The sequence below is a fragment of the Pseudomonas sp. NPDC087614 genome (assembly GCF_044743485.1).
In the GTDB taxonomy this organism is placed as follows: Bacteria; Pseudomonadota; Gammaproteobacteria; order Pseudomonadales; family Pseudomonadaceae; genus Aquipseudomonas; species Aquipseudomonas baetica_A.
The window spans coordinates 4,989-9,140 of the sequence record NZ_JBIUWN010000108.1; the positions used below are offsets into that span (position 1 = coordinate 4,989).

Consider the following 4,152-nt stretch of genomic DNA (forward strand, 5'->3'; position numbering starts at 1 on the left):
CACAGCCTGCCTGGGACGAAACGCACAGAGTGCCGCGTTTGCCCTGGGGAATGTACACGGTCTCGACGCAGCTGCCGGACGCCACGCGCACCACCCACTTACGGGTGCCGTCGCTGGAGATATCCTCGCTGACCACTTCAGGACCACGGACTTCAGCAATAGCCTTGAGCTTGTCGCGCAAGGCCTTGCTGACGTTCGTCATGGCGTCGAAATCATCGACGCCAAAGTGGTGAATCCATTTCATTACCTGACCGGCACGGAAACGCTTCTCCCCGATTGAGTCGAAGAATTTTTCCATTTCCTGTTGAGTCAGACCCAGCAGGTTGGTTTTTACAGTCGATGTAGTCATGGATTCACCTTCACTCTTAAGCCAATGCTTAGCGAGTGGTTACTTCAGTAGCTGCGAAGAAGTACGAGATTTCACGAGCAGCTGCGGCTTCGGAGTCCGAACCGTGAACAGCGTTGGCGTCGATGGAATCAGCGAAGTCAGCGCGGATGGTACCGGCAGCAGCTTCTTTAGGGTTGGTAGCGCCCATCAGCTCACGGTTCAGAGCGATAGCGTTTTCGCCTTCCAGAACCTGAACAACAACAGGGCCGGAGATCATGAAAGCAACCAGGTCGCCGAAGAAACCACGAGCGCTGTGCTCAGCGTAGAAGCCTTCAGCTTCGGCTTTGGACAGTTGCTTCAGTTTCGAAGCTACAACGCGCAGGCCGGCTTTTTCGAAACGAGTGGTGATTTCGCCGATGACGTTTTTTGCAACAGCGTCAGGCTTGATGATGGAGAAAGTGCGTTGAACAGCCATGGTGTAACTCCAGAAACGGTAATTTGCGAAAAATTAAACCCGCGAATTATACGCGGGTTCTTGGGTATTGCCTAACCTGCGAGGACGATCAGTCTACTTCTTCGATCCAGAGCGCCTGAACCGCTTCCAACACCTTCTCGCCGACGCGGCCAGAGGTGTCGTCGAAGTCGGGCAATTCCTTGATCCATTGCTGCAGGTCGACGAAATTCACAGAAAGCGGATCTACATCCGGCTTGGCTTCGGCCAATTCTTCTGCAATGCGTTGAACATCATTCCAACCGTAGCTCATGACAGTCGTACCAGTCAGTGCGGCGCTTCGGCCGCATGGTTAAGCGAATATTTCGGAATCTCGACGGTGATGTCTTCTTCACCCACGATAGCCTGACAGGCCAGACGCGATTGCGCCTCCAGACCCCAGGCACGATCGAGGAAGTCCTCTTCCAGCTCGTCAGCCTCTTCCATCGAGTCAAAACCCTCGCGGATGATGCAGTGGCAAGTGGTGCAGGCGCAAACGCCGCCGCAGGCGCTTTCCATCTCGATATGGTGTTCGTGGGCCAGTTCGAGAATCGATGTGCCGGGCGCAGCCTCGACCACCATGCCTTCAGGGCAGAACTTCTCGTGGGGCAGAAAAATGACCTGCGGCATCAGATATCCTCGATTTCATTCAGGTTGCGCCCCGACAGAGCGGCTTTCACCGTCAAATCCATCCGGCGGGCAGCAAAGGCGTCGGTCACTTGCGACAGACGCTTGGTCTGCTGCTCGATGGCGTAACCATCGGTGCCTTTCATCAGTTCGGCCAGCTCCTGCACCTGCAGGTCGATGACCATGCGCTCTTCGGCGTCGAGCAAACGCTCGCCATCCACCTCGAGAGCGCCTTGCACAGCCTCGATCAGGCGCTGGGCATCCACCTGTTGCTCGCGCAGAACGCGGGCGACCTTATCGTCATTGGCGTGCTGGAACGAATCCTTGAGCATCTTGGCGATTTCGCCGTCGGTCAGACCGTAGGACGGCTTGACCTGAATGCTCGCTTCAACGCCCGACCCCAGTTCACGGGCAGAAACGCTGAGCAGACCGTCAGCATCGACCTGGAAGGTCACGCGAATCTTCGCCGCACCGGCCACCATCGCCGGAATGCCGCGCAATTCGAAGCGCGCCAAGGAGCGGCAGTCGCTGATCAGCTCACGCTCACCCTGCAGCACATGGATCGCCATGGCCGACTGGCCGTCTTTATAAGTGGTGAAATCCTGTGCGCGTGCGACGGGGATGGTGGTGTTGCGCGGGATTACTTTCTCCATCAAGCCACCCATGGTTTCCAGCCCCAGGGACAGCGGAATCACGTCGAGCAGCAGCAGTTCGCCGCCATCGCGCTTGTTGCCAGCCAGTGTGTCGGCCTGGATCGCGGCACCAATGGCCACCACTTGATCCGGGTCGATTTGCGTCAATGGCTGACGACCGAAAGCTTCGGCGACCGCTTCGCGAACGCGTGGAACACGGGTCGAGCCACCGACCATGACCACGGCGTGTACGTCTTCCAGCTCAACACCGGAATCACGAACGGCGCGGCGGCATGCTTTCAGGCTGCGAGCGACCATCGGCTCGATCAGCGCATCGAAAGCTTCGCGGGTCAGCGGCGCTTTCCAGTCACCGTAAGCCACTTCAACAGTCGCCGAGTCGGTCAGGGCTTCTTTGGCTGCGCAAGCAGTTTGCAGCAGATTACGTTGCGCGCCCGGGTCGAGATCAGCGGACAAACCCGCACTCTCGATGATCCAGCCGGCAATCGCGTGATCGAAGTCGTCACCGCCCAGCGCGCTGTCGCCGCCAGTGGCCAGGACTTCGAAAACACCGCCGGTCAGACGCAAAATGGAAATATCGAAGGTGCCGCCGCCCAAGTCATAAATCGCGACCAGGCCCTCGGCGTGCTGATCCAGACCGTAAGCCACAGCGGCTGCGGTTGGCTCATTAAGCAGGCGCAGCACATTGAGGCCGGCGAGTTTCGCCGCATCCTTGGTGGCCTGACGCTGAGCATCATCGAAATACGCTGGCACGGTGATCACCGCCCCGACCAACTCGCCACCCAAGGTCGCTTCCGCACGCTGACGCAGCACCTTGAGGATATCGGCCGAGACCTCGACCGGGCTTTTCGGGCCTTGTACGGTATCGATGAACGGCATGTGCGATTCGCCGCCGACAAAGCGATAGGGCAGTTGCTCGCCCAATTGCTTGACGTCGGACAGACCACGCCCCATCAAGCGCTTGACCGACAGCACAGTGTTCAGGGGATCGGAAGCGGCGGCCAGTTTGGCCGACTCGCCGACTTCGACGCGATCGGCGTGATAACGCACGGCGGACGGCAGGATGACCTGCCCGTCAGCGTCGGCCAGCGGCTCGGAAAGACCACTGCGCAACGCAGCGACCAGCGAATTGGTAGTGCCCAAGTCAATCCCCACAGCCAGACGACGCTGGTGCGGTTGAGGACTTTGGCCGGGTTCGGCGATCTGCAGTAGGGCCATCGTGATCAGGACTTATCTGTAGATCAGGCGTGCGACCGGAGCGGCACTGGGTTAATCGACGAGGCGCTCTTCTAACTGGCGCACTTCGTAGGCGAGCTTGTCGAGGAACTGCATGCGCCGCATCAGGCGTTCGGCCTGTTCGCGTTGCGCTGCATCATCCCAACAGGCTGCGAAGCTTTCATTGAGTTCTTCCTGAGCCACTTTCAGGCGACGCTTGAATACGGCGACACCGTCCAGGTCGGCGCTGTCCTGAAGGTCTTCGAGCTCTTCGCGCCATTGCATCTGCTGCAAAAGAAACTCGGGGTCGTGGACCGTGACCTCCATCGGCACTTCATGCCCACTGATGGTCAGCAGGTAGCGCGCACGCTGGGCCGGGCTCTTGAGCGTCTGATAAGCGTCATTAAGACGCGCAGACTGCTCAAGAGCCGACCGCTGCTCGCGCTCTGAAGCGTCGGCAAAGCGGTCAGGATGAACGCCGCGCGCCAACTCACGATAGCGCGCGGCCAACTGCTCGAGATCCAGACGGAAACTCGGTTGCAGCTCGAATAAAGCGAAATGACAAGGAATACCCACGACAAGCCTCAGATGTTGAAGCTTTCGCCGCAGCCACACTCGCCGCGCACGTTGGGGTTGTTGAACTTGAAGCCTTCGTTCAACCCTTCCTTGACGAAATCGAGCTCGGTGCCGTCCAGGTAGGCCAGGCTTTTGGGGTCGATAATCACTTTTTCACCGTGACTTTCGAACACCTGATCCTCTGCAACCACCTCGTCGACAAACTCCAGCACGTAGGCAAGGCCGGAACAACCTGTGGTGCGAACACCCAGACGAATCCCTTCACC

General features: G+C 58.7%; 6 protein-coding genes and 1 pseudogene. All 7 read right to left on the reverse strand.

The features are described 5' to 3' along the window. Nucleotides 1–349, reverse strand: a pseudogene (locus ACIOWA_RS25700) (23S rRNA (adenine(2503)-C(2))-methyltransferase RlmN); the annotation flags it as partial. Nucleotides 350–377: 28 nt separating this feature from the next. After that, nucleotides 378–803 (reverse strand): nucleoside-diphosphate kinase, encoded by a 426-nt coding sequence (ndk, locus tag ACIOWA_RS25705; protein WP_007916882.1) that lies wholly within the window; start codon nucleotides 801–803, stop codon nucleotides 378–380. An 88-nt stretch (nucleotides 804–891) separates the two neighbouring features. Further along, entirely contained in the window at nucleotides 892–1,092 is a 201-nt protein-coding gene (iscX, locus tag ACIOWA_RS25710) for a Fe-S cluster assembly protein IscX (RefSeq protein ID WP_339432826.1), read from the reverse strand. A gap of 14 nt (nucleotides 1,093–1,106) precedes the next feature. Then, nucleotides 1,107–1,448 (reverse strand): ISC system 2Fe-2S type ferredoxin, encoded by a 342-nt coding sequence (gene fdx / locus ACIOWA_RS25715; protein WP_007916885.1) that lies wholly within the window; start codon nucleotides 1,446–1,448, stop codon nucleotides 1,107–1,109. After that, nucleotides 1,448–3,313 (reverse strand): Fe-S protein assembly chaperone HscA, encoded by a 1,866-nt coding sequence (gene hscA / locus ACIOWA_RS25720; RefSeq protein WP_339465869.1) that lies wholly within the window; start codon nucleotides 3,311–3,313, stop codon nucleotides 1,448–1,450. Before hscA ends, fdx begins: the two co-directional genes overlap by 1 nt. A 51-nt stretch (nucleotides 3,314–3,364) precedes the next feature. Beyond that, nucleotides 3,365–3,886 carry a co-chaperone HscB gene (gene hscB / locus ACIOWA_RS25725; RefSeq protein WP_401162577.1) on the reverse strand — a complete coding sequence of 174 codons (522 nt, stop codon included), beginning with the start codon at nucleotides 3,884–3,886 and terminating at the stop codon, nucleotides 3,365–3,367. 8 nt (nucleotides 3,887–3,894) lie between these two features. Beyond that, on the reverse strand, nucleotides 3,895–4,152 hold a 258-nt coding region (locus ACIOWA_RS25730; RefSeq protein ID WP_401162579.1), incomplete at its 5' end, for an iron-sulfur cluster assembly accessory protein.

Bases quoted from the DNA above. Each gene is read 5' to 3' on its own strand.
- hscA (WP_339465869.1), bottom strand. From the start codon at position 3,313: ATGGCCCTACTGCAGATCGCCGAACCCGGCCAAAGTCCTCAACCGCAC.
- iscX (WP_339432826.1), bottom strand. From the start codon at position 1,092: ATGAGCTACGGTTGGAATGATGTTCAACGCATTGCAGAAGAATTGGCC.
- ndk (WP_007916882.1), bottom strand. From the start codon at position 803: ATGGCTGTTCAACGCACTTTCTCCATCATCAAGCCTGACGCTGTTGCA.
- fdx (WP_007916885.1), bottom strand. From the start codon at position 1,448: ATGCCGCAGGTCATTTTTCTGCCCCACGAGAAGTTCTGCCCTGAAGGC.